Origin of the sequence: Paenibacillus sp. FSL R5-0527 (assembly GCF_038008055.1) — a bacterium.
GTDB classification, from domain to species: Bacteria; Bacillota; Bacilli; order Paenibacillales; family Paenibacillaceae; genus Fontibacillus; species Fontibacillus macerans.
This window is the reverse complement of the sequence record NZ_JBBOYI010000001.1, coordinates 1,104,245-1,126,834: the sequence shown is the minus strand read 5'-3', so window position 1 is coordinate 1,126,834 and position 22,590 is coordinate 1,104,245. Positions and strand designations below refer to the sequence as shown.

At 53.6% G+C, this 22,590-nt stretch carries 21 protein-coding genes and 1 tRNA gene; 6 read left to right on the top strand and 16 right to left on the bottom strand.

Going from position 1 to position 22,590, the window contains the following annotated elements; genetic code table 11:
- Positions 1-297: 297 nt before the first annotated feature.
- The 3 genes from NYE69_RS05150 to mscL all read left to right on the top strand — a co-directional run bounded on the left by NYE69_RS05150 (position 298) and on the right by mscL (position 2,075).
- On the top strand, positions 298-702 hold the full coding sequence (locus NYE69_RS05150) for an RrF2 family transcriptional regulator (RefSeq protein WP_155619764.1): 405 nt from the start codon (positions 298-300) through the stop codon (positions 700-702).
- 133 nt (positions 703-835) lie between these two features.
- Positions 836-1,498 (top strand): nitroreductase family protein, encoded by a 663-nt coding sequence (locus NYE69_RS05145; RefSeq protein WP_155619763.1) that lies wholly within the window; start codon positions 836-838, stop codon positions 1,496-1,498.
- A 193-nt stretch (positions 1,499-1,691) separates the two neighbouring features.
- Entirely contained in the window at positions 1,692-2,075 is a 384-nt protein-coding gene (gene mscL, locus NYE69_RS05140) for a large conductance mechanosensitive channel protein MscL (protein ID WP_155619762.1), read from the top strand.
- A 145-nt stretch (positions 2,076-2,220) separates the two neighbouring features.
- On the opposite strand, the gene NYE69_RS05135 is transcribed toward mscL, so the two are convergent.
- From NYE69_RS05135 to NYE69_RS05115, 5 genes are all read right to left on the bottom strand, one after another.
- Positions 2,221-4,806, bottom strand: coding sequence for a metallophosphoesterase (locus tag NYE69_RS05135; protein ID WP_340924723.1), 2,586 nt, complete (start codon positions 4,804-4,806; stop codon positions 2,221-2,223).
- Positions 4,807-4,810: 4 nt separating this feature from the next.
- A complete protein-coding gene (locus NYE69_RS05130; protein ID WP_155619760.1) occupies positions 4,811-6,076 on the bottom strand; it encodes a class I SAM-dependent methyltransferase in 1,266 nt (421 codons plus the stop codon).
- 238 nt (positions 6,077-6,314) lie between these two features.
- Positions 6,315-7,109 (bottom strand): nucleotidyltransferase domain-containing protein, encoded by a 795-nt coding sequence (locus NYE69_RS05125; protein ID WP_340924720.1) that lies wholly within the window; start codon positions 7,107-7,109, stop codon positions 6,315-6,317.
- 88 nt (positions 7,110-7,197) lie between these two features.
- A complete protein-coding gene (locus NYE69_RS05120; protein ID WP_155619758.1) occupies positions 7,198-8,715 on the bottom strand; it encodes a TROVE domain-containing protein in 1,518 nt (505 codons plus the stop codon).
- Positions 8,716-9,096: 381 nt separating this feature from the next.
- Positions 9,097-9,191, bottom strand: a tRNA-Ser gene (locus tag NYE69_RS05115).
- Between the two features lie 585 nt (positions 9,192-9,776).
- On the opposite strand from NYE69_RS05115, the gene NYE69_RS05110 reads away from it, so the two are divergent.
- Together NYE69_RS05110 and NYE69_RS05105 are read left to right on the top strand one after the other, a co-directional pair.
- Positions 9,777-11,087: a helix-turn-helix transcriptional regulator gene (locus tag NYE69_RS05110; RefSeq protein WP_340924717.1), complete on the top strand. Its 1,311-nt coding sequence runs from the start codon at positions 9,777-9,779 to the stop codon at positions 11,085-11,087.
- On the top strand, positions 11,074-11,922 hold the full coding sequence (locus NYE69_RS05105; protein ID WP_340924714.1) for a WYL domain-containing protein: 849 nt from the start codon (positions 11,074-11,076) through the stop codon (positions 11,920-11,922). The genes NYE69_RS05110 and NYE69_RS05105 overlap by 14 nt, the downstream gene beginning before the upstream one ends.
- Positions 11,923-11,976: 54 nt before the next feature.
- On the opposite strand, the gene NYE69_RS05100 is transcribed toward NYE69_RS05105, so the two are convergent.
- The 3 genes from NYE69_RS05100 to NYE69_RS05090 form a co-directional block, all read right to left on the bottom strand.
- Positions 11,977-12,165 (bottom strand): hypothetical protein, encoded by a 189-nt coding sequence (locus NYE69_RS05100; protein WP_328270152.1) that lies wholly within the window; start codon positions 12,163-12,165, stop codon positions 11,977-11,979.
- A 94-nt stretch (positions 12,166-12,259) separates the two neighbouring features.
- A complete protein-coding gene (locus NYE69_RS05095) occupies positions 12,260-12,958 on the bottom strand; it encodes a dTMP kinase (protein WP_340924709.1) in 699 nt (232 codons plus the stop codon).
- A gap of 185 nt (positions 12,959-13,143) precedes the next feature.
- Positions 13,144-13,905 (bottom strand): DeoR/GlpR family DNA-binding transcription regulator, encoded by a 762-nt coding sequence (locus tag NYE69_RS05090; RefSeq protein ID WP_340924706.1) that lies wholly within the window; start codon positions 13,903-13,905, stop codon positions 13,144-13,146.
- Between the two features lie 254 nt (positions 13,906-14,159).
- On the opposite strand from NYE69_RS05090, the gene NYE69_RS05085 reads away from it, so the two are divergent.
- Positions 14,160-15,068: an EamA family transporter gene (locus tag NYE69_RS05085; protein WP_155619757.1), complete on the top strand. Its 909-nt coding sequence runs from the start codon at positions 14,160-14,162 to the stop codon at positions 15,066-15,068.
- A 370-nt stretch (positions 15,069-15,438) separates the two neighbouring features.
- On the opposite strand, the gene NYE69_RS05080 is transcribed toward NYE69_RS05085, so the two are convergent.
- From NYE69_RS05080 to NYE69_RS05045, 8 genes are all read right to left on the bottom strand, one after another.
- Entirely contained in the window at positions 15,439-16,596 is a 1,158-nt protein-coding gene (locus tag NYE69_RS05080) for an SPFH domain-containing protein (protein ID WP_340924702.1), read from the bottom strand.
- A 21-nt stretch (positions 16,597-16,617) separates the two neighbouring features.
- A complete protein-coding gene (locus NYE69_RS05075; RefSeq protein ID WP_155619755.1) occupies positions 16,618-17,403 on the bottom strand; it encodes a TPM domain-containing protein in 786 nt (261 codons plus the stop codon).
- On the bottom strand, positions 17,400-18,431 hold the full coding sequence (locus NYE69_RS05070) for a TFIIB-type zinc ribbon-containing protein (RefSeq protein ID WP_155619754.1): 1,032 nt from the start codon (positions 18,429-18,431) through the stop codon (positions 17,400-17,402). The genes NYE69_RS05075 and NYE69_RS05070 overlap by 4 nt, the downstream gene beginning before the upstream one ends.
- Positions 18,418-19,053 carry a PspA/IM30 family protein gene (locus tag NYE69_RS05065; protein ID WP_155619753.1) on the bottom strand — a complete coding sequence of 212 codons (636 nt, stop codon included), beginning with the start codon at positions 19,051-19,053 and terminating at the stop codon, positions 18,418-18,420. The genes NYE69_RS05070 and NYE69_RS05065 overlap by 14 nt, the downstream gene beginning before the upstream one ends.
- 162 nt (positions 19,054-19,215) lie before the next feature.
- Positions 19,216-19,755, bottom strand: a complete 540-nt coding sequence (locus NYE69_RS05060) for a hypothetical protein (protein ID WP_340924695.1) — start codon at positions 19,753-19,755, stop codon at positions 19,216-19,218.
- Positions 19,756-20,135: 380 nt separating this feature from the next.
- Positions 20,136-20,285 carry a hypothetical protein gene (locus NYE69_RS05055; RefSeq protein WP_196427487.1) on the bottom strand — a complete coding sequence of 50 codons (150 nt, stop codon included), beginning with the start codon at positions 20,283-20,285 and terminating at the stop codon, positions 20,136-20,138.
- Between the two features lie 87 nt (positions 20,286-20,372).
- Entirely contained in the window at positions 20,373-21,371 is a 999-nt protein-coding gene (locus tag NYE69_RS05050) for a VanZ family protein (protein ID WP_155619752.1), read from the bottom strand.
- A gap of 180 nt (positions 21,372-21,551) precedes the next feature.
- The gene (locus NYE69_RS05045; RefSeq protein WP_340924681.1) at positions 21,552-22,574 is read right to left on the bottom strand and encodes a PHP domain-containing protein; all 1,023 of its coding nucleotides are present in this window, start codon (positions 22,572-22,574) and stop codon (positions 21,552-21,554) included.
- Positions 22,575-22,590 lie beyond the last annotated feature (16 nt).

Below are 22,590 nucleotides of genomic sequence, written 5' to 3'. Positions count from 1 at the left end.
TGGCATGAACCTGCGTAAGCTAAGAAATATTTTGAAACGAATCTACATAGCGGGTATAATAAAACTCATCAACTGGGCGTATGCGATAGCTCAATATAGTCCAAAAGAAGCAATCTCCCTGCTTTGCGAGGGCCGAAGAGATTGCTTCTTTCACTTTTTGTGGCGAAACATCTCGTCAAGCCGCTAATCGCGGGACAAATACGCAAACGAAACGTGGGACCTTCGGAGATAGAAGTAGTGCTGTGATGTAGAAATATTTTGTGAGATTGCGATACACTGTAAACAGGAGGGATTTTTATGATATCTAACCGGAGCGTCCAGATCGGCCCGCCGCGTTTCGGCATTGCCGTACATGCCCTGATCTTGCTTGCCAAATGCGAAGGAACGCTATCCAGCGCGGCCATTGCCGGCAACGTCCAATCGCATGCCACGTTCCTCCGCAGGGTATTGGCACAGCTCACGCACAACGGTATTGTCGAAGCGAGAGAAGGACGGAATGGGGGCTATTATCTGAAGCGCCGTCCGGATCAAATTACGCTGGCGGATATATTTTTAGCTGTAAAATCGGATTGCTGCGAACAAGAGGTCCAAGAGGAATGCACCTCGGGCCAACAAAAGCTCGAAGCGATTATGGGAGAAGTGCAAAAGCAGGCTGTCGAACTGCTCAAGCAGCATACGTTAGCCGATTTGATGCAAGAATAATTACCGGATTGCAATGTGAGCCGGAACGTTATATACTGTACTCAGTTAAGTTGCAGTTGATAATTCGACTGCATTTTATTTTAAGAAATACTGTGCCTGAATTGAGCACATTATTTATAAGGAGGAGAGAAGCATGTCCGTTTCACAATCGTCCCAAACGGTGGAGCAGCAGCAGTTTTTCAACGTTATTCAGGATCGGCGGTCCGTCCGCAGCTATGATCCCGAGGTAAAGATTCCGCGGGAGGAAATGAACGAAATCTTGCAGCAAGCTACGCTGGCTCCTTCAGGCGCCAATCTGCAGCCGTGGCGTTTTCTCGTAATCGATTCGCAGGAGCTGAAGCAAAAACTGCTTCCGATCGCCTTCAATCAGCAGCAAGTGATCGAGGCTTCGGCTGTCATTGCGGTACTCGGAGATTTGGAGTGCTATAAATTGGCCGAGAAAATCTACGGAATGGCGGTCGATGCGGGTTACATGCCTGCAGAGACAGCTAAATCGTTTGTGGAACGCTATCAAGGAATGTTCGCGAGCATGCCTCCGGAGGCTATCCGCCGAAACGTATTTATTGACAGCGGATTGGTATCCATGCAGCTTATGCTGGTCGCCCGCGCTAAAGGCTATGATACGGTCCCGATGGGCGGCTATGACCAGGCTAAATTTGTAGAAGCGTTCGATATTCCGGAGAAATACGCTCCTGTTATGCTTATCGCCATCGGTAAAGCGGCGAAGCCCGGACACCCGACGGTAAGATTGCCGATTGAGGATGTCGCTTTCTTCAACGAAATGCCTAAGGCATGAAAAGGGCTTTTTTCGTAAAATAGCGGCGGCTGCATCCGTTAGATTTCCGGCGGGCGATCGTATCCGCTCGAAACCTGGGCTTTGGCGGGAAATCTCGAAAGTATCCGGGCTGCAAAGTGTCTTGTGCTGGACAATCTCTCGCCCCCTCATGGTATACTGCCTGTAATACGCGAAAAAGGGTGGTTTGGTAACCATGTGGAAAGAATTTAAAGCCTTTGCCCTGAAGGGCAACGTGCTGGATCTGGCCATCGGGGTCATCGTCGGCGCGGCTTTCGGAAAAATCGTGACCTCCCTGGTAGAAGACATGCTGATGCCCGTGATCGGTCTTCTGATGGGCGGCATCGACCTCAAAGGACTGCAGTTCCAATATGGCGACACGATCGTGAAATACGGCGCGTTCCTTCAGACCATCATCGACTTCTTTATCGTCTCTTTCTCGATTTTCCTGTTTGTCAAAGGCATCAATAAACTGAAACGCAAAGAAGATCCGAAGCCCGAAGCCCCGCCCGCGCCGTCCAAAGAAGAGCTGCTGCTCACGGAAATCCGGGATTTGCTGAAACAGCGACAGGTCGAATAGAAACAGCTGCAGCCAAACCAACTGCATGGTCGACCGCCGTCATGCAGCGCAACACCGCGCGCTGGTGAAATGAAAGCAGCCGAAGCCGCAAAAGAGTGCCTTGAGCCGCAACCACCTGTCGCGCTCGGGCACTCTTTTGTCATAGCTATAACCGCGGATCGATCTCCCGCTCCTGCGCCACCTCAAACAGCAGATTGGCGGCGATTTCCTTATACGCCGTATGATCAGGCGCAACTTCGGCAAAAGGCACGCCGAGCATCTGCATCCCGAGCCGGTACTCGCTTAGCGAAGCGCGCAGCTTTTGACCGACGTTCTTTTGCTTCAGCAGCTTGCGATACTTATGGGGGAACTTGTAGTCATACCCGTAGATGATGGACAGGTACTCGGGATTACGCACCTTCATATATGGCACGGTCTTACCGTTCCATACCTCCGGCTTGATCACGACCCCCTCCATATGCTGCTCCAGCGTCAGCTTGGCGAAGTACCGCTCCGCCCGCGCCAAGCAATCCGGATCGGACAAATCGAGCAAAAGCGCTTCGTCCTCGGAAAGAAAACCGTACATCTCGGACGTTTTCCACTCCGGCGCTTGTTCCCGGCCGTCTTCATAGACGATTTTCAGCACGGCAAACGGCTTATACTCCAACGCCCCGTCCTCCGCATAAAGCTCCAGCTGCCGCTTGTAAGTCGCGTAAGCCTCCAAATGATCCGCCAGCGGAACATAAGACTCGCGGATATCATGCATGGGCTTATAGTTCTGGTATACGCTCGCTCCATACTTCTCGCTGAGGTCGTTCTTCGCCATGCGGAACTGATCCCGTTCAAAACCGCTCGCCTCATACTCCGCGTTCAGCTTGGCAAAAGCCTGTTCAAACCCGGTTTGCGCCAGGAACGCAAGCTCCGTTTCCAAGGCCTTCTCGATCGGCTTAAACTGCCGCTCGATCAGCCCTTCGCCCAGCGCTTTCCACGGCAAAAGCTCGCCGTCCAGGATCAGCATGACGATCCCCTGCTCTTCCATATACCCGCCGAATTTATCCAGCAGCTTAGCGTAAATGGACGAGAGGTCCGCCTTGTTCACCTTGTAGCCGTTCCGGCTGACGGCAAAGCATTGTTCCGGGTCTTTATGCAAATAAACATTGCACCGCGAACCCATATATTTGGGCTGCAGGACAACCTGCCCCACGCCGCGCTCCCTGAAATAATCCAGTCCGCGGGCCAGGGATTCGAGCTCGTTCGCCGCTTCGTCCTTGTCCGCCGGGGACATCGTGCCGGAGATGAAATTGATTTTGTGCCGCGAGCAGTAGTCCAGCCGGCGCAATTCCTCTTCCCCAAGCTCCCCGACCGACACCTTCCGCTCTTCCTTAAACAACGTCGGAAGCTCTTCGGCGATCGCCGCCCGCCCCGACTTCCGCGACTTCAAAAACGGCTTATACGAGATGCTGACGGAAGTCAGCAGGTTGCCGTGCACGCTGCCGGTGTCGATATGGATTTTGTTGCGGATGCGGAAAGGCTGTTTAGCCGCCACATGCCCGAATATATGGTAAGGGTGGTTGTTCACCGCTTCCTCCTGCAAAAAAGCCAGCTGCCCTTCCAGCGGCGCCTCCCGGTCAATCCGGAAATTCCGTTGATGCCGGGCGGAGTTCGTGTCCAGCTTGCCGATATACTTGTTCCTGCAAGGCGCATGAGTAACGTAGAAGGATGATCCCTTGTTCCCCACATACCGGTAAAACGGCTGCGCCATCGACACCAGCTCCCTGAATCGCTCCAACAGCTCCGCATCCTGCCGCAGCGTCTGAACCGAATCGAAATACGTCTGCAGCAGCTCCTGATCAACGCCGCTGATTTCGCCTTTCAAGTACTTGTCGACGAAGTTCTCATGGTTCCCCAGCACAAAGTAAAAATACTCCCGGTTCTCGTACAGAAACCGGATGATTTCCTCTGTTTGCTTGCCCTTGTCGATCCAGTCGCCCGCTAGAATAAGCTTCGTATGCCGCAGCTTCTCCGTCGCCGCCAGCTTACCGTCCTCCAGACGGTACCCGTGATCGCGCAGCAGCCCCCGCAGATCGTCCACGCATTCGTGCACATCGCCGATGATGATGTACTGCTGGTCCTGCGGGAGTACGGTGCTCAAGTAATCGTCAAGGTTCTCGATCACGATGCGGTACTCCGGATTCGCTTTGCCTTCCTCCGGAAGGTAGAAATCTTTAGCTCGAACCTTGTGAACTTTGCCGTAGCCTTCGCGGGCCAGCGAGCCAAGGACATCTTTTTTCAGGCGGTTGATGTGGTTGGTGATCAGCTTCTTGGAGCGCTCCGAAGCATAATAGTCCTCGCGCCGGCGGTAATCGAAGACGATAACCTCCAGGTTGTAATTGTTCTGAACGGCGATGTCCTTCACTTTCGCCCGGAAATCCTCGGACAGCCCGGTCGTGTCGACCACCACAAACTCCGCGTTGATCGGAAAAGAGGCCGCCAGCTTCAGTCTTTCAAACAGCAGGCGAAAAGCCTGTTCGCTCGCTTCCAGCATCACTTGATCGTATTTATCGTATTCGTATCCAAGGAGCTCCTGGCGGATCTGGTCGGAGGACAGATACTGCACGTTGGCCTTGATATTCCGGCCCCTGTCCTCGAAACGCAGCCCCGGCATCAGCACCTCCTTGGCGAAGGTGGTTTTACCGCACTCGGTCGAACCGACCAGCATAAAAATCGTATGGACCTTCGTTTGGATTTCCATCGCTTTAGGCCCCCTTTTTCTTAAGAATGACGCCCTGCGTCGTCTTGATATGGTCGACCCCGTCCCCAACGGCCACAAATTCGAAGTGCATCTCCGTATCCCGCAGCACCTCGCCGATCCACTGCCGGAACGAGTCCTCCCCCATCTCCCATTTATGGTCGTCATGCCGGAATTCGCTCAGCTCGTAAAACCGGTTGAAATCCGCGTTCGGCGTCGTGATGATGAAACGCTCAAAGTCGACTTTGGCGCAGATTTGCCGGATCAGCCGCCCCGCCTCGTCCTGGCTCATATGCTCAATCACTTCGGTGAGGATGACATCGACCTGCTCCCCATTATAGCTTTCCAGGAAGTGATCGATCGAGGCGAACGTGACGAGATTATCCAGCTCTTTTCGCGCGGCCTTGCGTTTGACCTGCTCCAGCAGTTCCTCGTTGATATCGACCGCGTAGTAGGTTCCCTCGATTTTTCCGGCAAAAGGAATCGCATAGAATCCTTCCCCGCACCCCACGTCCAAAATCGACTTGTCGAAGGACAGCGCATTTCCGATATAGTTCCGCCGCTGCAGCGCCGTGCCGCCGTAGGCGAACTGGATATCGTAACGATCCGTCTTCTCCAGCTCCGCCTTGTACCTGTTGAAGCGGTCCCTGGAAGAAAGAAAGTTCCGTACGAACAAACTGCGGATGTAGAAGGGCGCGTCGATCACATTTAAGCTTTTGATGTACTTATCCAAAATGCTGTCCGAGATATCGATATACTCATTGCCGAACATGGACAGGAACAAGCACAATACGCTGACGGTGTGCAGCAGCAGGTACAGGCTTTTCTCCGTCTTCACGGTGAGCGAGTAGCTCTTATCGGCCTGATGGGTGATCTCAAACGTAAATTCCTTCAGGTGCTTGGCAAAAAATTCGATGTACCGGACCCGCTCGATATGAATCATATTGATGAAAAAAGTATGCTCATACCCTTCCGTATCCCGTGCATCCTGCGCTTTTAACGGGGCGGAAAAAAACTCGCCGATCGCGTTCAGCGGAAACAACGGGGTGTTGTACCGCGATACGTTCAAATACTCAAAGTTCTCCTGTTCGTGCTGCTTATATGAAATGTCGTTGTCGGCATCTTTAAAGTACACGTTAAAGGCGTGCTCGCCGGTATACCAGCCGTACGCCATGCCTTTGCGGATGGAGCGAAGCAGCATCCCGGAGTGTGGATTTTTTTTGATCAAAAAAGAAAATTGCGGATTCGTGGATCTCACCTGGATGATCGCCATGGGAATCCCTCCTGACTTCAATAAATTGCGCTATATAAGTTGAACTATTGATTGTACGTGATAGGGCAGCCGTGTGAAATGTTCTTACGATCGCTGTTGTTCGCGGATTTCTCAAATTGAACTAAATTCAGATGTTGTAGAAATCTGCTCACAAAGGCGACCACTGCCGTTTCTTCAGAATCATTTCACACTCTTGCCTATTCCTACATTTCTTTAGTTCAACTTATATAGCAGCCCCCTACCCCCATACATCATGCAGGGCGGAGCGGAAGATTTCGTTCAGTTGTTCAACGTCGGGCTGGGCTTGCCGGGCCTGCAACTTGGCCGCCGCTTGCTCGAAATAAGCCAAACGCTCCTCCAAGTACTTGTGGATCGGCTGCAGCTTCGGCTCCATATCAAGCTCATCACCGGCCTTCTTGCGAGCCAGCAGGTGCTGGATCGTGTCCATTAACTCGCTATTCGCGGGGACCAAGTCCCGAACCAGTTCCTCAAACTGCACCGGCGGCATCGTATCGTATTTCTCGATCCAGGCGCAGGCCAACACCGGCCGCAGGACGTAGAAATATTTCTTGAGCTTCACCCGCTCCCCTTGCAGGTAACCCCGGAAGTTCCCTTTTGCCATTTGGAGATAGTGGTACATACAGGATTTGGGCGAAAAGGTTAACGGGGAAATTCGGCGAATTTGTTCGGCGGCGGAATATTGCTCCATATACTGTATCGGCGAATGCAGCCATTCCAGTAACGGCGGGTTCGATTTGTGAAACAGAACCAGTGCCTTTTTTAAATCCCAACCGTTGATATCGAGCTGGTCGCTGATCGGGCGCTCGATCACGTCCCGGCCTTCGTAGATCGACAAATACCAATCGGCCGGCCGGATATAGAGGAAGCGAACGTCATAATCGCTGTCCCGCGAAGGAAAACCCCAAGCCCGGCTCCCCGATTCGCAGGCGTACAGGATGCGCACTCCTTCCTCCCGTTCAATGTTATGCAGCTCGTTTAGGATCAGTCGGACGGGTTGGTCATGGGAGGTCACTCTCCTTACTATTACTGATATGTATGACCATGGACTTCCTCGTCCATGGCCGTTTTACAGATACGGTCCGTTCTACTGGTACGGTTACTTATTTATTATGTTTGTTCAAAGCGTCCAAATCCAGCGCAGCGACCTGCTCAGTCATCGAGGCATATCCTTGCACGGATTGGGCGATATAGGACAACACCGTGTCGCTCCAGCCGTAAATGTAGAACGTATTGCGGTCCGTCTGCGGGACCAGGGCATGGCGGTACGGGGCGATGTCGACGATAAACGCCTTCACTTCCGGGTTCACCTTCGCCCGGTACTGAGCCAGTTCCAGATAAAACGGACTGCCGCTGTTCTGCTGTTCGTCCGTGATGATGATGATCTGCTCCACGCGCTTGCGCTCCTGCAGCAGCTTGCGGACCGGCGCACCGGTATCCGTCCCGCCGCTCGCGCGGATGTGCTCCGCTTGCCCGAGGATGCTGTCGCGCTTCGAAGGTTTCGCGTCGTGGACCTCGTGGTTGAACAGCCAGAACAGCGAGTTACCCCGCGTCTTCTTATACAGCGCCAAGGCAAAAACCGCGCCAATCTCCAGATACTGTCCTTGCATCGAGCCGGAGATATCTAAAAAGATCGCGGTGTTGTCGCCCAGCTCCGGCAGGTTGCCGAAGGTCAGATCGGCCGCGTCCCGCAACGCCTCGCGCAGCTCGGGATGCTCGATTTGGCGGAACGCCGTAGCGAAGCGAAACGGCAGGATGCGCGCTTTGTGCAGCGCCTCCTCGTTGGTCAGCCGCGCGATCACGTAATCTAGGTGCCGCTGCTCATCCAGCACGCCCGCCCGGTCTAGCGTATTCAAATGGCGGAGCAGCGCAAAGGTCGGCATCTGGTACAGCAGCGCCTCCCAGACAGCCTTCGACGGCTTGATCGCGCCGGTCACCGTTTCGTACGGCAGTTTGCCGCGTTCGATCCAGGCGATCTGCTCGCTTTCGCCTGCGGCCTGCTTCAAACGCTCCAGCGCCTCCACCTGCGGCAGCAGGCCAAGGTTGGCCTCCAGCCCGCGCAGGTAACGAAACAACGCCTGCTGCTTCAGGTCCGCCGGCTTCGGATGGGCGGTGGCGATCACGTCGCCCAGGCTGTAGCCCCGGCCCCGGCCGTTGTACTTCAGCGCCCAATATTCGCTCACCCCGGCGAGGAAGCGGTTCACCTGGCGCTTGACGGCGCGGCCGCCTTCGCCCCGGCCCTGTCCCTTCAGGATTGTCAAGAAGTCGGACAGGTCGGATGGGATGCGCACCACCTGAAGGAATATCCCCGCGAACAGGTCCGGGCGGTAGGCGGACAACACGGCCAGGCCAAACAACGGCTGCAATCGCATCAAACCCCCGGTGCGCGCATACACGATCGCTTTTGCCATAAAGGTCGGGTTAGCCGCCGCCATCTCGTGATGCAGTTGCTCCGCATCGCTTAGCAGTTCGTTTTGATCGGCATAAAACGTGTTGCTCATTGTATTGGTCAGCAGGATCTGCAGGTATTGCTCTTCGGCAGACCGCGTATAAGCCGGGTAATGGTCTTTGTTGCGTGTCGTCGGTCTCATGGAACCAAACAATTTTTGCGCGAAACTCATGGTTAAAACCTCCTGCCCGTTTTCATAGGAAAACGGCAAATCAAAATGGATAACACCGGTGAAGAATTGGTGGAATAGGTCGGTGCAGGAGTCGAACCTGCCGTAATGCCCGAGTTTTCCAATGGTCGCTTTGGAGGCGAAGTAACCCATTCCGGCGCCTCACCGGCGTTATGCGGTTTTGGCAAAATGCACGCAAGGGAAACTGCTTTTCGAAAAGGTTGCCTTGTGCCGCTTGGCACAATCGGATACTAATTCCCTAAACTAGTCGAAGTAACCCTTTCTGGCGCCTCGCGTTTGTTTTTGCCCGTTTGGTTAAAGCTCGCTCGAGGAATAAGGCGGACAGGCACATAAACTGCTCTACCCCTGAGCTATTCCGCCAACCGGCGGAAGTTGGATTCGAACCAACGACCAGTCGCTTAACAGGCGAAGTATCCCGTCCAGGCGCCTCGGCGATCTTTAACCTACCGGCCTTCGCCTTGCGGCGATGACCTTGTGTACCTATCTTCGCTCATTTTACGGCCCGCGAACATGGCGAAAGTATTACGACAAAGAAAAAATTGCCCAATGGATGTCAACGACGATGCCGTCGGTACCGTAGATAAGGGAAAAAAATGTCGCTATTGGGGCGGTATCACCCCTTTTGAGTGAAATAGAGGTAATTTATGTCGCTATTTTCTCGAACCGTAGGGGAAATGGTGCTTTTCATAACGTTCATTGGAAAGTAAGTACAAAAAATGTCGCTAATGACCACGTACAGGTTTAACTCGGGAAAATAAGACCATAAAATGCCGCTATTTTGAGGGGAGCGTTAGATGGGGCATGAGAGGGGAGTATGAGAGGGGGGAGTGAGATGGGATCATGAAATGGGGCATAAGTCGGGGACATGAGGGAGTTTATTAAGCGGGGTCAGCCAGCAACACTACTACAGATATTTCGCCAGCGGCTCCGCTGGAAAAGGCCGCCCCCTGCCTTATCCCGCCGATCAGCTCCTTTCCCCCTTTCCCATCCCCTGCTACAATTAGGAAACAGCATCTTTTGGGAAACGGGTGGATGGAACAGCTATGGCCAAGGAAAGCTTTGATAAGGAAATCCAGTTTCTGCGCATGCTTGTGCTGACCAGCGGAGCTTACAGCAGGCAGCAGTTTGCGAAGCGTCTCGGCATCTCCGTGCATACGTTCGACAAGACGATCCGCCGGCTGAAGGAGATCGTCAGCACCATGCATCAGCATTTGCCGGAGGAGCAGGGGAAGGAGCTCGCCGAGGCGATTCGCTTCAATTACTATGAATCAACTGATCCGATGCTGCTTTTCCTGTTCCGCGCCAAGTCGCTGAAGGAGTCCGAATCGCAAAGGATTTCGCTGCTTCTTGCCGCGCTGAACGAGCAGGCGCTGACGGCGATGGAGCTGATGGACATTTGCTGCGGCAGCCTGCCTGCGAACGTTCCGCTCCCCGATGAGAAAACGATCCGGTCAGACCTGAAATATTTGGAGGAGGTCGGCGTCATCAAGAAGGAATCCGCCTCCCGCCCCTACCGGTACCGGATGGACAACGACCTGGTGCAGGAACTGTCGGAGGAGGAGCTGTACGATCTGTACGATTTTGTCGACGTGATGGCCAGCACGCAGGTTCCCTCCGTCCAAGGCTACCTGCTCCGGGACGGACTGAAGAAGCACTTGCTGCGGGGGCAGGCCGAGCCGCAAGCGATCGAGCCTTTTTTATACAAATACCACTATTATTCGCGGATTCTGGACGAAGCGCATTTGTTCACGCTGCTGGAGGCCATCCGGCACCGCCGGAAGGTGCGGTTTCTGTACTTTTCGCCCAAAGCCGACAAGAGCTACGCCTCGCAAAATACAAATCCCTTGTTCGAGCGGGAAACAGCGGGCAAGGCCGAGCAAACGCTGCCTTTAAAGGTCGTTTACGACCATCAGTACGGGCGCTGGTACCTGCTGGGGAACGGCAGGGAAGGCATCCGCAAATACCGCATGGAGGGCATGACGCAAATTGAGGAAGCGGACGCGGTGCCCGAGGCTTTATTCGAAGAGAAGACAGCCGAGCTGGAGGAGAAAATGAAATACAGCTGGCTGATCGATACGGGCGCGCCGGTGACTGTGCGGGCAAGGTTTTTTAACCCGGGGCCGTCCGAACCGAATTTTGTCAAAGAACGCGTGCTGCTGCAGGGGCAGTGGGGGCGGATCGTGTCCGAAGACGAGGAAGCCTTCATTTACGAAATCACGGTGAACGGAACGACCGAAATCAAACCTTGGCTGCGGAGCTTCGGTTCGAGCTGCGAAGTGCTGGAGCCGCGTTATTTGCGCCGGGAAATGATTGCCGAATGGAAGGAGATCCGGGCGTACTATGAATCCGTTTGAGAAAATTTTCAACTATCAGATCATCTCCCGGCTGGACGATGCCGGCACGTTTATGATCACCGCACACGAGCGGGCCTGGCTGAAAAAGATGCTGGAACATCCCGCGGCGGCCGAAGCTTTTACGACGGAAACCCGGGACAAATTGCTTTCGCTCCTGGAAAAAGACCCGGCTATGGACACCTCCGGCCACCTAACCGAAAAGGCCAAAAGCGTGGAGAAGCAGGTATATCACCCGCTGCTGCGCCCTTTACGCCGCTGTATCGCGGACGGAAGCGGAATTCGCATCACTTATAGGGTAAAAGGAGGACGCATTCACGAAGACCATTCCGGCGTGCCTTACAAATTGGAGTATTCCATGGTCAAGCGGGAATGGTATTTGCTCTGGTACAATCTGCGGCATCATGCGCTGATGAGCACCCGGCTGGCCAACATCATCGCCGTCGCGGCCGAACCGGCCGCGCCTTCCGCTTTGGAACGGGCGCACGCCGGAATCAAGCGGACGCTGGAGGCGCGGAGGACGGTGGCGTTGATCGAAGTCGGCCGGGAGTATCATATGGAGTTGTCCCGCATCCTCTACGCCTTCTCGTGTTTCGAGAAGACCGTCGACTATGACGAAAACCGCGGCACGTACCGCATCCGGGTATGCTTTTTGGGCGATGAAGCCGAATACCTGCTCTCCAAAATCCGCTTCCTCGGGAAGCGCGTCCGGGTCATCGAAGGCGGCTATTTAAAGCGCAGAATGCTAGAGGCCTCCTCTAAGGCGCTGGAGAGATACGGCGCCCTCGATCTCGATCCGGCGAAGGATGAGGATATTCCGGGAGAGTTGTCTTCGTAAAAAACTTAAGCGCGAGCCAAGATTTTTCCCGGTCTCGCGCCTACCTTTTCCGGATTACTTCCGCCGATTTTTCGTAAACCGCGTAAATGTAATGATGGCCGCAATCATCATGGCGATGAAGCCGAGGTTGCTCGCCCAATCCTTGGTCATTCCCAGCAACATGCAAAGGTTGGTCACAAGGCTGTTCGTCAGCAGCGCGATCAGAATCAAAAAGACCGGTCTCCATAAGTTATATCCTCTCATCCAACACTCTCCTTTTTTCGGTTTAGACAGCGCTTTCATATCGGAACAATTCTATTACCCCTACTTTATCATAAAGCCCCGGCGAAATATATTTTTAAGTGACAGGTTCTATTTGCAGTAGAGAGGCGACATCACGGTAGATAAGCGCGTGCTTCTCCTCAAGCTCCAGCGCCCCGTCGACCACACGCATGTTTTCCTTTTGGGCCAGCTCCTGGAACTTTTCCGCAACGGCGCGGACATTTTGCAGATTTCCCATCAAGGGGCTCCGTCCGTCGATGCGCTGCCGGTTTCTTTCATAACTCACATCCGGGGGCGTATTTAAAAAAACAGCCAGGTCCGGCGCAGGAATCGAGCGGTACAGCATACGAACGACAGCCTCATCGACCCAGAAACTTCTGTACACGATATCGTCGTACCAGTATCTGTCCACGACCAAATGAACGCCTGCCTCTATCAGCGGCTTCAGACATTCGTGGTAGACCTGCAGGCACCCGCCGGCAAACACGGACGTGACGGCCAGGGCGTTTCCGGCATTTTGCAGCGTTTCCGTATATACAAAATCATGCATTAACGGAAAGCGGTTGCTCCAATCGATGCACAGTCTGGTAAAAACCGCGTCGAACGGCTTGAGTTCTTCTACTTTTTGCCGGGCCCGTTCTCCATAATCCTCCGCTTCAAACTGCAGACTGGCGCATTTCATCCCGTTCCGTTCCAGCTTTTCCTGCAAGAGCGTAAGCTGCGTGCTCTTTCCGGCCCCGTCGAGCCCGCTGATGCTTATGATTTTTCCTCTCATCGCATAGCCCTCCTTCAGATGATTGTTCAGCAACGGATTAATATCCACTATAACCGTTACTACGGGCCGGGCTCTGTAAAGATTCATACAGTTGGCATAAAACCACCAGGTTCCCTCGGATTGCAGTTCTTATTATGAACAAGCCCCCTCAACGGCGTGTTGGGGGGGCTTCTACTTAGCTTTCTTTACGTTTCCTCCGCAAAATAGACGGAAATGCCTTTGTCGGCGCAGTACTTTTCGTATTCCTCCGGAATCCCTTGCGAGGTGATGATCGCGTCCAGCTTGTCCAGCGGCGAATAGGTCAGCAGCGTGGAACGGCCGAATTTGGAAGCGTCGGCCAGCAGGTAAACCTGCTTCGCCTTCTCGGCCACCCGCTTCTTGATCTCGTATTCCATCACGTCGGAGTTTGTCAAGCCGCTGGCAACGGAAACCCCGGTCGCGGCCATAAACGCCTTGTTGATATTGTATTTGTCCAGCAGGAACAGTTCATCGCTGCCGACAAAAGACTTCGTATCCCGCTTATAGATATTCCCCAGAACGAGCAGGGATACATTCTCCAAGTGGGAAGCGGCGTTAATGACATCCAGGCTGGTGGTCATGATCGTCAGTTTGCCCGTACGCGGCAAATATTCGACGATACTCCGGGTCGTGGTTCCGGAATCGATGAAAATCAGCTCATTGCCTTCCACGAATTGCGCCGCCCTCTTCGCGATGGCCCGTTTCACCGCTTGATTGGTAATATCTCTGCTTTCAAAAGGGATCAGTTCCTGGGACAGCGAAGTTACGCCTCCGTATACTTTTTGGATGGTCCCCTTCTCCAGCAAAACCTGAATGTCCCGGCGGATCGTATTCTTCGACACATTGAAATGTTCGCACAATTCATCCAGCGATGTCGTTCCCAGAGCATGAATATACTCCTCCAGTTCCTGCAAACGTCTCTCCCTCATCCGATTCTACTCCGTTCCTTAATAAGTCATCTCTCAAAAAATATAACGCATAACCAAAAATTTATCAATAAATCGGCAAAATTTACAATAAATAAACAAATATATGATTAAAAATCAATCATTCAAGTCTTCCGCCGGGTTCAACCGGGACAACTTCCGTTAGCAGCCGCTGAGACCGTAGTTAGCTTTGTCCTTGACATATCCGGTAACGGAGCCTTTATAATCATAAGGCTAAATGAAAGGAGATTTTCAGCATGTGGTTTATGTTTGCTTTACTCACTGCGTTCGCTTGGGGCTGCGCGGATCTGTTCTATAAAAAAGGCAGCGACAGCCATGACCGGTTTAGCCATATTAAAATCGTCATCATGGTTGGCCTGGTAATGGGAATTCACGGCACAGCTTACCTGCTGATCAAAGGGCTGCGCTTCGATCCTGCCGACATGATCCGGTATTTGCCGGTGTCCGCGCTGTATATCCTGTCGATGGCGATCGGCTATTTTGGCCTCAGATACATTGAGCTGTCGATTTCCTCGCCGGTGCAGAATTCTTCCGGCGCGGTCACGGCCATTTTGCTGTACCTGTTTTTTCCCCATGACCTCGGCATCTTTGAAGTGATGGGCGTAGCGATCATTACCTGCGGCGTGGTCGGCCTGGCCGTGTTGGAAAAAAGGGCGGAACGCCAAGCCCTCCAGGCCAGCTTCGCGAAGGTCGATGTCAAATACCAAATCGGCGTGATGGCGATTACGTTCCCGATTCTTTACTGTATCCTCGACGGTCTCGGCACCTTTGCCGACGGGATTTATCTGGACGAGCTCAAGCTGATCGGCGAAGACGCCGCCCTGCTCGCCTATGAGTTTACCTTTTTTATTTGCGCCGTGATCGCCTATGCTTACCTTGTTTTTGTCAAAAAGCAGCGGTTTAACCTTTTCCGCGAGCGCGTCAAAGGGTATGCCGCCATCTTCGAAACGACCGGCCAGTTCTTCTACGTGTTCGCCATGTCCGGCAACGCCATCATCTCGGCGCCGCTGATCGCTTCTTACAGCATTTTTTCCGTGATTCTGTCGCGGATCTTCCTCAAAGAGCGGCTCGGCAAGCTGCAGTACGGCGTGATCGTCCTCGTGATGATCGGAATCGCTCTGTTGGGGTTGGCGGATGAATTGTAAAAAAGGGGTCCGACCTTAGCGGAAAGGGCCTTAGCGGAAAGGACCTTGGCGGTAAAGGGCCTTAGCGGCAATTTTTGCCGCTATTTTGCCGTTTCGGCCCTTTGCCCGAGAAATAGCGGACATTGATGTCCCTATTCCCCGGCATCGCCCGGGAAACCGGACTTTTTGCCGCCTTCACGGGACAATAACGCCATAAAATGTCTCTATTTCGGCCGGATTGCCTGAAGCGGCAAGGATAGCGGCCTTTTTTGCCGCTATCCGGCGAACGACCCACAAAAAGAGGCCTGGCGCACATGGCACCAAGCCGTTGACGCGCGGAGGCAGGCAGGTTATAGCAGCAACGCCCGTCCCCAGCGCGCCAAACCCTAAATCAAGCAAGCTTCTGCCCGCAGTTCGGACAAAAGTTCGCGCCCTCGTTTTTCGTGCCGCAATTCGGGCAGAAGTTGGGGCGTTTGCCGCCTTCCGGCGCGGACGGGGCGGGCGACGTCGACGGGACGGGCGGCGCGGACGGCGCAGATGGAGCCGCGGATGGGGCGGGCGGCGCAGACTGGGCGGAGGGAGCTGCCGGTTCAAGCCCCTTTCCGGCCGCAGACGGCGCCGCGGATTCCCCATGATTCCCGGCTGCCGGCTTTGAACTCGGATTCCCCGCTTGATTCTGATTCTGATTCTGACTTTGACTCTGTTTTTGGTTCATATTTTTCAGCATTTCATTCGCCAGGTTCATCCCCATCATCATGCTCGCCATGTCCGCAGCGGCCCCGCCGCCCTGCACCTTGCCGGAAGCGATGCCGTCCGTCAGGCTGATCTGCTGGTATTTGGAGAGATTCCCGATCATTTCATGCGACGCTGTTTTGGTGATCATATCCTGGATTTCTTTCGGGTAATTGAAGCTCATCACTTGAAAACCCGTAATCGTAAGCCCGTCGTCCATCACCTGCATATCGAGGTCCTCGCGGATGCCTCTGGCGATGTCGGCGGCGTTGGCCTGCAGATTAAACATATCCTTGCCTTCCCGGCTGATCCACTTCATCAGCAATTGGTCCAGCACCGACGTAATCCGCAGCTTCACATCCTCCACGAGATAGCTCGGCTTGATCCCGGCAATCTTGTCGATCAGCGTCACGTAATCGTTCACTTTAAAGTTGAACGTGCCGTTGGCGCGAATCGGCATGCCGCCCGGCAGCTGAGGCGTCGGAATGAGCACCGGATTTTGCGTTCCCCATTTCACGGTGAATTCCTTCGTATTGACGAAAAGCACCTCGACCCGCATGCCGCTGTTGAAGCCGAACTTAAACCCTTTTAACGTCGATAAAAAAGGAACGATATCCGATTCGATATTAAATTCCCCTTCATCCTTAAAGATCCCCTCAATCTTCCCGTTGTTGATGAAAATGGCGTCCTGGCCGGAGCGGATGATCAGTTTGCTTCCTTTTTTGATCTCGCGGTTGCTCCACTTCCAAAAAATCATGTCGTCTCTGAACTCTTCCCATTCCACTACGTTCGCAAATTGATTTCTAAAGAACCCCATCGTTGTCCCTCGTCCCTTCCCTTAAAATGATCCCCGACTGCCGCTGTGCGAATGCCCGCCGCCGGTCCGTCCGCCTCCGCCGCCGGAACTGCTGCTCTTCTGGATTTTCCGTTTCGTAACCGTCGTGCGGATGTACCGGTCCTGCCGCTGCAGAACGCCTGAGGTTCCGGCGTCCTCATAGGTTCTGCCGGTGACCGTCACCCGGCCGCCGGAGCGGTAAGCCATGATGCCGACGGTTATGCCGCCGATCGCCAAAGCTGCGCCCAGTTGGAACCAGAGGCTGAACAAAATATTGTCCGGGTTGACGCCGGGCTCGTAGCCCATGTACCGGTTTGCCGTTTTTATATATTTCTCGAAAGCCTGGCGGTAATCGCCTTCCGTCAAATCGGGCGTGATTTTGTCCCTGATCTTATCCAGCCTTGCATCATCAAGGTATTCCTCGGCTTTATAGAAACCGGCCAAATAAATGTCGCGGTTTCGCATATCCACCGTCAGGATGACGGCATTGCCGAAAGGCTTATCGTAACCCGGAGCTTGTTTATCGTAAAAATCCTCGGTTATTTTGACGACGTCCTCATTTTCCGGATTATCGGTCGTGATGATCATAATATCGGTCTCGCGTTCGGCCCCGTATTCATTGGCCATGGCGTTCAGCTCATCGTAGTCGGCCTGGCCGAGCAGATGGGCGCCGTCATAAATCAAAGTTTTGGGCTCCGCTGCCGCTGCGGCCTTTATGGCCGGGACAGGCACTATGAGGCAGAAGGCCGCCAACAGGCAGAGCGTGACGAACCAAAAGCGTTTTTTCATAGGAATCCGCCTCCCATCAGCCATGCCACGATTTTCAACGACAGGAAGGAGATTCCGGAAATCCCGGCAAACCACGCCGCTACCTTCGCTTTGCTGATCGGCGGCTTGCCGACCACCTTGCCCGTCTGCCCGTTCATGGCGAAGGTGTACTGCTTGCGGTTGTAGTCGTAATACACCATCCATACCGGCAGCAGCACGTAATCCGCCCGTTTTACGGTCGTATCGATTTGTTTGTCCGTATAGCTTACCGTGGCATACCCGGAAACCGTTGAAGATATATAAGAGTCGATATAAGGTCGCGTTTTCTCTTTGGCCCGGGGGGTGAGTTCCGCATCGGTGTAGCTGTATTTTTCGGCAATGTATCCGGCCAGGTAGGGCGTCTTGAACGCTTTGAGCTGTTCGTAAGGAAAAGGCTCCAGCTTATCCATCAGCTCATCGTTCATTTTCACCGAAGCGTCGATCGGCAGCCGGACATAATCGAGCCGGATTTTCCGGTAAATCTCGAAATGGTCCGTTTCCGTATACTGATAATCGCCGCGCGTGTAGCTTCGCACCTTCGTCCCGTGGCCGTGAACCTCGACCCGGTTGTGCAGATCATATAACCAAAACGGTACGTAGATCCCCGTGATGCTTTGGATGCGGTCCGCGGTCATGAAGCCTCTCGGCGTGAGCAGCCCTTTTCCGCACCATTTCTTAAAAGCGGCCATCGCTTCTTCCTTGCTGATCGTAAAAGGAATCACCTGCGCCGGAGCCAGTTTGCCCGTCAGGCGGTCGCTGAGCACCACGGCGGAGCCGCAAAAGCTGCAGGTGGTCGCGCTGGTCTCCGGCTCGGTGACGATGACGGCGCCGCAGCTTTCGCAGTGGTACTCCCTAACCTCATCTTCCGAGAACACCTGCTGCTTCAGCGGATCGGGAATTTGCTCGATATCGTCTTTTCTGCCGCAGCTCGGACAGGCCAGCATCCCCGTCTCGCTGTCAAACGTCATGCCGCTGCCGCAGTTCGGACATTTGTATTCAATCACCGGCATTGTCGTCTTTTCCTTTCTCCAACTGCGCGATAAGTTCATCCAGATCGTCTTTCCGCGCGCCGGCCCGCAGCTCGGCGAGAGCCTGCGCTTCGTTCAAGGCGCGGTCGGCCTGCTCCTCCGCCGCGCGGAACGCCGCCTCCACCCCGCCGGCTGACGCGCCCGCATGGGTCTGTTGCAGCCGCCCCGCTTCCGCGAGCTTGGCTTTTAGCGCGGCGCGCCGCGCTTCCAGCTCGCTTAGGTCAGAGGCCAGCTTATCCTGCATCTGCTTCATTTGGGCGGCGTTCGCGGCGGATTGCTCATAAGCGGCTTGCAATTCGCCGAGCCGCTCCGCCTGCTTCGCTTTTTGCTCCAGAAACCCCAGCGCCCGCTCTTCGTCGCCCGACTCCGCGGCCTTCTCCGCATACCGCTGCAGCTTCCGGACCTCCGCGCCGCATTCGTCAAGCGCCCGCTTCGCCCGGCTCTCTTCCGCCTGCACCGAAGCCGTCTCCGCCTTCACCTGTCCCAAATCGCGATTCATTTGGCGCATGTATTCATCAATCGTTTTCTCCGGGTCCTCCGCCCGTTCCAGCAAACTGCCGATATTTGCCCGCATCACATCCCGAAACCTCGCCAAGATTCCCATGCCCTGCTCCTCCTTCGCTCGATCCATATGTACTTATAATACATGAAAAGCGGGTCATTGGTTTCAAAGTCGTCAACCGGAAAAAATGCCCAAAACAAAAAAAGACGCCTCCCTCACGGGATTTGTCCTGATTTTCGCCGTTAAGCAGTTATATTGTTGTGTTTAAAGATTGACGATATGGGAGCTTGAGCTTCTTCCGGCGCTCTGCGCGAAGCCTACAGCGCCTGTAGGACTGCCCCTCAGCACTACCGAATCCAAAAAGCCTGTGCTGTTGACATAATGAATGACCAGGAAAGTTCCGGCCGTGTTTGAAGGGATCGCAACGTTGGCATGCCCCATCCCCCTTTGGGTCTGCACGTACTCATTATATGACATGGCAACAACGTTCTTTATCTGCCCAGCTTTGATCTCGCCCGTAAAACCTTTGCCGACAAATATAATGGCGTCGGTTAACAAGTTGGCCCGCACGGAATGGCCGCTTGATAGAGGAAGACCGCGTATGTGCCTTCCCGAGAAGCTGGCGATGATCCCCATGGCCGCTTCTTTCTTCTTTTTATTGGATTGCTTGAAGCCGATGATAATTATTGTGATAACAAAAATCAATACTGCCGGAGCCAGCTCTCCAATCCATCTCCCGATAAATCCCACCACCAAACAAGCGACAATTACCCAAAACCATGCTTTCTTATAAAAATCTTTCAAGAACCAAAACCTCATTCCTGTAGGTAATTTGTACCATAAATATATCAGAAGTTTTGTTTTGATTCTATCCATCCGCTTCCTAAAATCACATATACATTTTGCAAAATTATGAACAATTACAAAGTCCCGAAAATAGCCCATTCCGTCAAATGCAAAAGTGCATTTCATTCCCCCCGAAACCGGGCCATTTTCGCGATTCAAATGCAAAAGGGCAGGCCGTTTTCGCCATTTCGCTCAAAATCGCCTCCAATCCTCATTTTCAACTGCACTTTTGCATCTCATCGCTCTAACTGCTCGAATTCGGCCCCACTCCAACTGCACTTTTGCACTTGGTTCAGTGACGCCGGCATTTTTTTCAAAGGAACATGTACGGAATCCGCTCAGCCCTCCGGCTTCGCATTCTTGTGGGAATAGGCGATCAGGTTCACCTTTTCCCCCGTAGACTGCTCCAGCTTGTCCTCCAGCTTACGGATCTCCTCAACAAGATGTTCCTTGCCTTCCAAGTCGGTAAAAACATAATCCTGCCGCATGACGCACGCTCCTCGCCGTTTTTACCCAGTGTTTGTGGGGAAGCCCGTTTTTATGCAGTTTGTTGGCGTCATTGGCGCTTGAGCTTGTTACTCTTCTACCAAACTAATGAGCAGCCCCTTTGCCAGCGCCTCATTCTCTTCAGAAAGCCATACTCTGATCGTAGGATCGGTATCTCCGGATTTCCCCAAAGTCTCTTTCAACTCCGGCCAAGTCCCTTCTTCATACCGGTTAATGACCTGATTTCCATCGGAGCGAATATGTCTAATGAAGATTTTCGTCGAGGCATCCACTTGAACATGGACATCCCCCGCTTCCACTTCCTTTTCCTCTTCCGCCGGCGCAGCCGTGAGCGTAACCTTAGCGTTCGGGCTTACCGTGATCCCGTCCGTCCCCATCGCCGCCAGTTTCCCGGACAGATCCGTCTTCACTTCATCCCATCCCGCCAGAATCTTCGCATTTTCCTCGATGAACACCACCTTGGAATGGGTAAACGGCAATAACCCCGGGTCAACCCAAGCGACCGCCGTGAATCCGCAAATCCCCATAAGCAAATAAGCGCCTACCATAGCCCTAAGCAGCGCATTCCCGGAGCGCGTTAGCTTACGCAGCTGCGCAACAAGGCTTATACCGATGACCCCTCCTGTCACATTTAGCAAAATATCATCGATATCGCTGCTGCCCAAGGCCAGGGCATACTGAATGACTTCCAACGATAAAGAGATGGCCAGCAGCCAGAGGACCTGAAGCCGCAAAGGCTTCCGTTCCGCCATAAAAGCCGCGAACATGCCCAGGGGAATAAAGATGGCGATGTTCCCGCCGATATTCGCGAGCACTCTGGCGAATTCAATGGCTTCATTCGTGAAATATTCCATAATGGTTCGGAAAGGAATCACATTCAAGCTTCTTAATGGCATAAACTTGCCCCGAAGTATCGCCGACAATGGGATGGTTTTGAACAATATGATTTTGAGCAAGAACACGGTGTAAACCGTAAACATCAAGTAAAATAAGCCACGCAGAAAGCTGCCGGCATTCCCCGGTTCACCCAGTCTGGCGTCCCGGGCTTCCTTCCCTTGGAACTCCATGCGCTATCCCGCCTTTCGAAAATTCTCTTTTGGAATACATTGTTCCACTAGCAAAAAAACGTTTACTTGAGCCAATCAGTTACACTTGCTTATTTTACGCTTGGCAAACAAAAAAAGCCCGCAAGGCCAAAAGCCTCCCGGGCATCGTAAAACCGTTTAAAACGATATTTTGCCTTCCTCTTAATTACTCTGCTTTACGCCCTTCTCGAAAATCGGCACCATTCGCCGCTCTCCTTTTCTGAATACCGCCAGCTCCGTATAACCCAGCTCTATCGCATCGGCCAAAGCGCTATCCAGTAACGTTCCAATATCGTCCGGAAAGTGGGCGTCCGAGGATAACGTCAGCGGAACCTGATATTCGGCCAACACGGACAGAAATAAGGGGCTCGGACAGCTCTCCGCAATCGGGTACCGGTAGGCCAAACCGGTATTAATCTCGGTAATGACCCCGCTCTGCACCATGGTCCCGGCGATTTGCCGGTAATACGGAAGCAGCTCCGTCTCATCGGCCGGACGGAAGCCGAATACCTTCAGGTTGTCCGGGTGGGCGATAATATGGAATAAACCCGACTCACAGGCTAGCCTCAACAATTCATAATAGGCCGCATAAGTTTGTACAGGATCTCTCCCGTCAAATCCAGCTTTTGCCTCGGGATTGTCAAAACCCCAGCCATCCAGGAAATGCACCGATCCGATGACGTAATCCCATTCGTACTGCGCCAGCAACGCGCCAAGCTCCGCCTCGCAGCCGGGGAAAAAATCCGCCTCAATACCAAGCGCCAGCTCCGGCCTTGTTTTCTTCGCTTCCGTGACAAAGTCCACGAAGTCCGCAAGCGACGCGACACAAACCTGATCAAGCCACGTGCGCTGCAGCTTACCGACGGGACTGTCGTCCAGCAACATGTGTTTTTCATAGTAGGACCGGCATTCCCGAAAACGATATAAATGATCCACGACCCCAAACTCTTGAATGCCTCGCTCGCGCCCTGTCGTTAAATAGCGGTCCAGCCATTCCTCGCTATAGCAACCCTGCCGCATTCTGCGTGACAGCAGCTGCGCCATTTCCTCCGCAAACGGAAGCGTATGATGCCCCAGCGCCCGATCCGGCTTCGGTTCCGTCGCAGACAACCCCTGCAAAGTGCGCGATAACCAGCGTAACGAATACGGGCCTTCCTCCAAATGAAAATGCAAATCAACCTTCATCCGCCTATCCTCCCTT

Bases quoted from the DNA above. Each gene is read 5' to 3' on its own strand.
- NYE69_RS05085 (WP_155619757.1), top strand. From the start codon at position 14,160: ATGTGGTTTATGTTTGCTTTACTCACTGCGTTCGCTTGGGGCTGCGCG.
- NYE69_RS05150 (WP_155619764.1), top strand. From the start codon at position 298: ATGATATCTAACCGGAGCGTCCAGATCGGCCCGCCGCGTTTCGGCATT.
- NYE69_RS05100 (WP_328270152.1), bottom strand. From the start codon at position 12,165: ATGAGAGGATATAACTTATGGAGACCGGTCTTTTTGATTCTGATCGCG.
- NYE69_RS05065 (WP_155619753.1), bottom strand. From the start codon at position 19,053: ATGGGAATCTTGGCGAGGTTTCGGGATGTGATGCGGGCAAATATCGGC.
- NYE69_RS05045 (WP_340924681.1), bottom strand. From the start codon at position 22,574: ATGAAGGTTGATTTGCATTTTCATTTGGAGGAAGGCCCGTATTCGTTA.
- NYE69_RS05130 (WP_155619760.1), bottom strand. From the start codon at position 6,076: ATGGCGATCATCCAGGTGAGATCCACGAATCCGCAATTTTCTTTTTTG.
- NYE69_RS05070 (WP_155619754.1), bottom strand. From the start codon at position 18,431: ATGCCGGTGATTGAATACAAATGTCCGAACTGCGGCAGCGGCATGACG.
- NYE69_RS05120 (WP_155619758.1), bottom strand. From the start codon at position 8,715: ATGAGTTTCGCGCAAAAATTGTTTGGTTCCATGAGACCGACGACACGC.
- NYE69_RS05055 (WP_196427487.1), bottom strand. From the start codon at position 20,285: ATGCGGCAGGATTATGTTTTTACCGACTTGGAAGGCAAGGAACATCTT.
- NYE69_RS05050 (WP_155619752.1), bottom strand. From the start codon at position 21,371: ATGGAGTTCCAAGGGAAGGAAGCCCGGGACGCCAGACTGGGTGAACCG.
- NYE69_RS05090 (WP_340924706.1), bottom strand. From the start codon at position 13,905: ATGAGGGAGAGACGTTTGCAGGAACTGGAGGAGTATATTCATGCTCTG.
- NYE69_RS05145 (WP_155619763.1), top strand. From the start codon at position 836: ATGTCCGTTTCACAATCGTCCCAAACGGTGGAGCAGCAGCAGTTTTTC.
- NYE69_RS05080 (WP_340924702.1), bottom strand. From the start codon at position 16,596: ATGGGGTTCTTTAGAAATCAATTTGCGAACGTAGTGGAATGGGAAGAG.
- NYE69_RS05110 (WP_340924717.1), top strand. From the start codon at position 9,777: ATGGCCAAGGAAAGCTTTGATAAGGAAATCCAGTTTCTGCGCATGCTT.
- NYE69_RS05105 (WP_340924714.1), top strand. From the start codon at position 11,074: ATGAATCCGTTTGAGAAAATTTTCAACTATCAGATCATCTCCCGGCTG.
- mscL (WP_155619762.1), top strand. From the start codon at position 1,692: ATGTGGAAAGAATTTAAAGCCTTTGCCCTGAAGGGCAACGTGCTGGAT.
- NYE69_RS05095 (WP_340924709.1), bottom strand. From the start codon at position 12,958: ATGAGAGGAAAAATCATAAGCATCAGCGGGCTCGACGGGGCCGGAAAG.
- NYE69_RS05075 (WP_155619755.1), bottom strand. From the start codon at position 17,403: ATGAAAAAACGCTTTTGGTTCGTCACGCTCTGCCTGTTGGCGGCCTTC.
- NYE69_RS05135 (WP_340924723.1), bottom strand. From the start codon at position 4,806: ATGGAAATCCAAACGAAGGTCCATACGATTTTTATGCTGGTCGGTTCG.